The organism is Corynebacterium sp. HMSC072G08 (assembly GCF_001809185.1).
GTDB lineage: Bacteria > Actinomycetota > Actinomycetes > Mycobacteriales > Mycobacteriaceae > Corynebacterium > Corynebacterium phoceense.
This window is the reverse complement of the sequence record NZ_KV796453.1, coordinates 301-5,398: the sequence shown is the minus strand read 5'-3', so window position 1 is coordinate 5,398 and position 5,098 is coordinate 301. Positions and strand designations below refer to the sequence as shown.

The 5,098-nt window shown below is 52.4% G+C and carries 5 protein-coding genes and 1 pseudogene; 3 read left to right on the top strand and 3 right to left on the bottom strand.

Annotated elements, in window-relative coordinates; all coding sequences use genetic code 11:
- Nucleotides 1–200: 200 nt before the first annotated feature.
- Nucleotides 201–788: a recombinase family protein gene (locus HMPREF2559_RS10230; RefSeq protein WP_070540629.1), complete on the top strand. Its 588-nt coding sequence runs from the start codon at nt 201–203 to the stop codon at nt 786–788.
- Nucleotides 789–807: 19 nt separating this feature from the next.
- Here the strand turns inward: HMPREF2559_RS10230 and HMPREF2559_RS12835 are convergent, their stop codons facing one another.
- From HMPREF2559_RS12835 to HMPREF2559_RS12515, 3 genes and pseudogenes are all read right to left on the bottom strand, one after another.
- Nucleotides 808–1,425, bottom strand: a complete 618-nt coding sequence (locus tag HMPREF2559_RS12835; RefSeq protein WP_148138812.1) for a hypothetical protein — start codon at nt 1,423–1,425, stop codon at nt 808–810.
- A 484-nt stretch (nt 1,426–1,909) separates the two neighbouring features.
- Complete coding sequence (locus HMPREF2559_RS12830) at nt 1,910–2,692, bottom strand: hypothetical protein (RefSeq protein WP_148138811.1); 783 nt, start codon at nt 2,690–2,692, stop codon at nt 1,910–1,912.
- Between the two features lie 485 nt (nt 2,693–3,177).
- A pseudogene (locus tag HMPREF2559_RS12515) lies at nt 3,178–3,471 on the bottom strand (recombinase family protein); the annotation flags it as partial.
- A gap of 350 nt (nt 3,472–3,821) precedes the next feature.
- Here HMPREF2559_RS12515 and HMPREF2559_RS10220 point away from each other — a divergent pair.
- Both HMPREF2559_RS10220 and HMPREF2559_RS10215 read left to right on the top strand, forming a co-directional pair.
- Nucleotides 3,822–4,181 carry a Cd(II)/Pb(II)-sensing metalloregulatory transcriptional regulator CmtR gene (locus HMPREF2559_RS10220; RefSeq protein WP_035106074.1) on the top strand — a complete coding sequence of 120 codons (360 nt, stop codon included), beginning with the start codon at nt 3,822–3,824 and terminating at the stop codon, nt 4,179–4,181.
- Nucleotides 4,139–4,777, top strand: a complete 639-nt coding sequence (locus HMPREF2559_RS10215; RefSeq protein ID WP_197418401.1) for a cadmium resistance transporter — start codon at nt 4,139–4,141, stop codon at nt 4,775–4,777. The genes HMPREF2559_RS10220 and HMPREF2559_RS10215 overlap by 43 nt, the downstream gene beginning before the upstream one ends.
- The last annotated feature ends 321 nt before the right edge of the window (nt 4,778–5,098 follow it).

Genomic DNA, 5,098 nt, shown 5'->3' with positions numbered 1-5,098 from the left:
TCTATCGGGCGATCACCGCCGGTGGCCAGACCGGTATAGGATAGTCGCTTTATAGGTCCATGCTGATTCGCGCTCTGGGGTACACCCTAAACCTACAGTCGATTACTTTCTTTTAAAGCTGTAGTGGAAAGCCCTTTTTTAAATTTCCGTACATCTGTAGTGTTAAGCCATTAGCTTTGAACTACAGATAGGGCGTGAAGATGGAAAATGTCTCGGGTCAACGTGTCGGATATGTCCGAGTCTCTTCTTTAGACCAATCTTCTAAACGGCAAACTGAGGCACTTCTTGCCTCCGGCAAGGTTGACCGGTTTTTTGAGGATAAGATTTCTGGACGCAGTAGGGCAGAGCGTCCCGCTCTCAATGAGTGCATTAAGTATCTCCGCGACGGTGATGAGTTGGTTGTTTCTTCAATCGACCGATTGGCGCGTTCACTGATTGATCTTCGTACGCTTGTTGATGAGATTACGGCCAAAGGTGTAACTGTTTACTTCCTCCACGAGAATCTCCGCTTTACCCATGAGGGAGCGGATGCTCGCTCTAATCTAATGCTGAGCATCTTGGGGTCTTTTGCCGAATTTGAGAGGGCTATCATTCGTGAGCGCCAGGCGGAAGGCATTGCTTTGGCGCAAAAGGCCGGTAAGTATCGTGGCCGTAAACGTGCGCTGAGCACTGAGCAAATAGATGAGGCGCGCATTCGGATAGGGGCGGGGGAGTCAAAGGCGGCAGTCGCGCGCGAGCTTGGGATTGCGCGCACAACCCTCTATGCGGCGCTCAACCGTGATGGTTAGATACGATTTCTGAAATCGGTCATGCGGGTAATTTAAAGAAGTTATTTGTGACTGCTAATGACAAAAGGCCTGAGAATAATACTAGAACTGCTTGAACCCCTGGGTGGCTCTCAGTGCCAGGAAAAACTGTCAAGAAGGCAGCAGCTAATAGAAGGAAAATCCCCCATAACACCCCGCTCAAAGCACTTATAGTGCTTTCGTCAGAGCTTTCAAGTTCTGCGCTGCGTGCAGCAATGACTAAAATTGCCAGACCGGTGAAGACATAGCCGCCGATTATGGCCCACCAAAACCAGTTCATTACATCTGTAACACCACTTCCATCACGAAAAAGAAAAAAGAAATTTGATTCGCGGGTGGTAGCTAGAATCGCAAAGGTTGCCAAGACTGCGGGAAACGTCGAAACACAAAATTTATAGATACCACGCGCCCTTCTGCTGATTTTCTGACTCTCTTTTTGCTCACCCCGGGGAGATTTATTTGATTCCTCGTCTTCACTGTCCGGGGTTCTGGCGGTCGCACTGTTACTTCCCGAACTGATGACAAAGAATCCGAGAATTACTAGCAATGAACCAACGATTAATCTGAGTCCGGAAGATTTGCTCTCCCCAGGCTGGCCATTCGAGTATGCAGATGTCATGTTTCTATTGTGCCGACTGGTTAGCGGGCTGCAATCAAGTATTCATGGATTAAGGTCGCCAGAGTGCCCCACCCCCATATGGGGCTAGGTGGATAGTTTTGTGCAATGACCAGCGTATTTGTGGGAAAACATTTGGCAAATCATGGCTTTGGCGATGCTCTCAACGCCTTTTTCGGCGAGATGTGCACACCTCGTTGCGACACTTGTTTTATGAGTATTTTGGTCGGTATTTCACTTTTCATGGCTATTGTTTCGGCACTGATAGTCTTTGCAATAGAGTTCACAAGTTATCCGTCTGCTCACGGGAGCCTATGAATCAGCTCATTCTTGTAGGAGCCGTTGACGTTCTCAGCCAAAGCATTGTCATAGGAGTCGCCCACCGTCCCAGTCGACGCTGAGATCCCGTATAACTGTATTCCCGGGTGTGCGCGGCCTAGGCGGAGTAAAAGAAAAGCACCCCAGAGGGGTGCTAATCAGTACTTATTTAAAAAGGAAGCTTTAGGCCAGGGATGAGACCAGAGTATGCAGCTCCACCAAGAGCCGCCAGGAGCGCCACGATAGCCGCAATAACTCCTCCGATAATGCCGGAATTAGAAGAGCTTCCAGAGCTTGTCTTTGATGCATCACTCGGTTTGGGCGTGGGTGCCTGGGGAGTCGGCTCAGACGTGGGGGTCTGGGTAGTTGGCTCTGACGTGGGAGCTGATTCTGCATAGAATTCTGCAGTAGCAATCTCGGAACTATTGTCCGAGTAGGTCACTTTGTAAGTGATTGTTCCAGTCTCGGCCTTGGGAGCCAAGATGTTAAGCCCCGCCCCTTTGGGAGAGACATTCCAACCAGCGGGGGAGTCAACAACTTTAATTTGTGCCGTAGAAGGAGTGTCCTCAAGCTTTATGAGAGCTTCTTTTCCTACGACAAGTCCAGAAGAAGCAGCATACGGTTGGTACTGGAATTTCTCGGCGGGATGAACTGTAAAGGTATGGGTTACGACCTCTGAAGAGCCATCGGGATACTCTACGAGGAATTTAACAGTATTAGATTCCGTTTCTTTGAGGTTGCGGGAGCGTGGAAAGAGCTGAAGCCAAATCCTATCCGTGCCGTAGACCTCTACGTAGAGCTTACCGTTAGAATTTCCGCTCAAAAAGTTCTTGTCGAGGATAGTGAGTTTTGCGCCTTCGGGGAGTCCTGAATAAGGAACTCTTTCAGAGTTTTGGAGAGTTCCAAAGGGGGTTCCGGGTTCTTCAAAGCTGACTTGATATTGATCAGCCATAGTCGGAGAAGCTGCAGTTTGAGCCGACGCAGTAGGAACCAGAATACTTTGAACAGAAGCGACAGACAGGCAGCACATAGCAGCCACAAGAGCCCGTTTTTTCATATGAGACCCCTTGAGAAAGAGATGATTGATGGACGGAAAGTACTTTACCGTGAAGCGTTGTGTGACGGTGAAGAACCGGTAAATATTCATACGATGAGATGGAGTTTTACCCTTTCAATCCCTAGACTTCCGCTCCCCTTTGCGGAGGCTAAAGAGAGCGTCGAAGCTCTCTTTTTCTCACACATCTTTTCGAGCTGACCACTGGTTTGTCGTAGGCATAAGGCATGATTAAGTCAAGTAGTAATCTTCATCAGCTGAATAGAATGGAAATCAGAACTTCACAGAATGATGTCACGGGGAAATGACGACCGGAGAAGATACCCATGGCTGTGACTATTTCACGTCGCTCTTCCTACTGCCCCAACTTTGCAACAGCACCGATTCGAGGAATTGACCTTGATGGGATCAGTCAAGGTGCGCACCCCTACCCCACGCTCCTGAAGGTCATGGATCAGGTTGAGAGTGTCACGGACGGTGCGGCCCAGCCGGTCGAGGGTGTGGACGACAATGACATCTCCCGCGCGGGCTTGCTGGAGTCCGGGCCGATTCGTGGTGGATCCGGATTTCTTGTCGACGTAGATGTATTTATCCGCAACATCTTCGTTACGGAGTGCGTCGATCTGACGGTCGAGGTCTTGTTTTGCGGTGGAAACCCGGGCGTTACCAATATCCATGACCCACAGCGTGCCGGAAGTCTATTCTGCAGCAGGTTTTGCGAGTCAATTCGTTGGAATAGCTTGTGGAACAGTCCTCTCCTGGGGCTGTGTATTTTCAATTGGTTTCATTAAGGGTGTCTCACTTCCTTGGAAGTGGGACACCCTGATCGGTACGTGGGCCGCCACTGGCCTGGGCCGGAAGCTGCCGGCAATAGCCCTCACCTTTAAATCACGTCGGGAACACCGCCAACTAGGCGGCCGCTTCCTTCCTGCGCAGTGAAGGCCTCAGCCTGAAAGTGCAGACGACCTCTAGCAACAACGCCATCCCATGTTGAAGTTAGTTCAGCAACAACTGTATAGTTCAGCACATGCTGACTATTGCTTCTCGACTAGACGTGATGAACCGGTTGGGTCGGGCCATGGCGGATCCGACTCGTTCCCGCATTCTCCTGGCGCTGCTGGAGGGACCGGCCTACCCGGCCGCTCTCGCCCAGGATCTGGAACTGACGCGCTCGAACGTGTCGAACCATCTCGCTTGCCTGAGGGACTGCGGAATTGTTGTCGCCGAACCGCAGGGGCGACAGACCCGCTACGAGATCGTTGATGCTCATCTGGCGCAGGCGTTGAACGCGTTGCTGGATACCACCCTGGCCGTCGATGACAACGTCGAATGCATCGACGCCGGATGCGCCGTACCTGGGTGTGTCACTGGACAGGAGAGTGCGTAGTGGTAACCGGTCTACTGTCGGCGATTGGTCTGTTTATCGCCACCAATATCGACGACATCATTGTGCTCTCGCTGTTTTTTGCCCGCGGGGCGGGGCAAAAAGGGACCACGCTTCGGATTCTGGCTGGGCAGTACCTCGGCTTCATGGGCATCCTCGCGGCCGCAGTCCTGGTCATGCTGGGGGCAGGAGCATTCCTACCTGCTGAGGCGATCCCGTACTTCGGACTAATTCCCCTGGCCCTGGGACTATGGGCGGCCTGGCAGGCTTGGCGAAGCGATGATGACGACGATGATGATGCGAAGATCGCCGGGAAAAAGGTGGGTGTGATGACCGTCGCCGGTGTGACGTTTGCCAACGGTGGCGACAATATCGGCGTCTACGTTCCGGTCTTCCTCAACGTGGACACTGCCGACGTCATCATCTACTGCATCGTTTTCCTCGTCCTGGTGGCAGGCCTGGTCCTGCTGGCAAAGTTCGTGGCCACCCGCCCGCCCATCGCAGAAGTCCTTGAGCGCTGGGAGCACGTGCTGTTCCCGATCGTCCTGATCGGCCTGGGCATCTTCATCCTCATCAGCGGCGGCGCCTTCGGCCTCTAATAAGCCCATCCCGAGTGAACTGACCCCCATTTTCTGGACTGGGTTAATTCTAAATGGTTAGGGTCTTTGCGGGGGCCTGGTTCCGATACTGCATCGGGGCCAGGCCCTTGAATCGTTCTTGGAGGGTGCTGTTGCAAAGTTGGGCGGAGAGCAGCGAAGACTCAGTTTCTCATCCCCTGATGACCGCTGCGTGTGGGCGTTGTTAGGCCGTCTCGAAGACTCGATTGACGATCACCGCGTCCGGGTTCGGTTGCCCGTGAGGGCAAACATCGTGCCTTGCCCTTTCCGTAATGAGTGCATCGCTTCCATCCCTTTCAACGT

Coding starts and splice junctions, on each gene's coding strand:
- HMPREF2559_RS10215 (WP_197418401.1), top strand. CDS start 4,139: ATGCGCCGTACCTGGGTGTGTCACTGGACAGGAGAGTGCGTAGTGGTA.
- HMPREF2559_RS10230 (WP_070540629.1), top strand. CDS start 201: ATGGAAAATGTCTCGGGTCAACGTGTCGGATATGTCCGAGTCTCTTCT.
- HMPREF2559_RS12830 (WP_148138811.1), bottom strand. CDS start 2,692: ATGGCTGATCAATATCAAGTCAGCTTTGAAGAACCCGGAACCCCCTTT.
- HMPREF2559_RS12835 (WP_148138812.1), bottom strand. CDS start 1,425: ATGACATCTGCATACTCGAATGGCCAGCCTGGGGAGAGCAAATCTTCC.
- HMPREF2559_RS10220 (WP_035106074.1), top strand. CDS start 3,822: ATGCTGACTATTGCTTCTCGACTAGACGTGATGAACCGGTTGGGTCGG.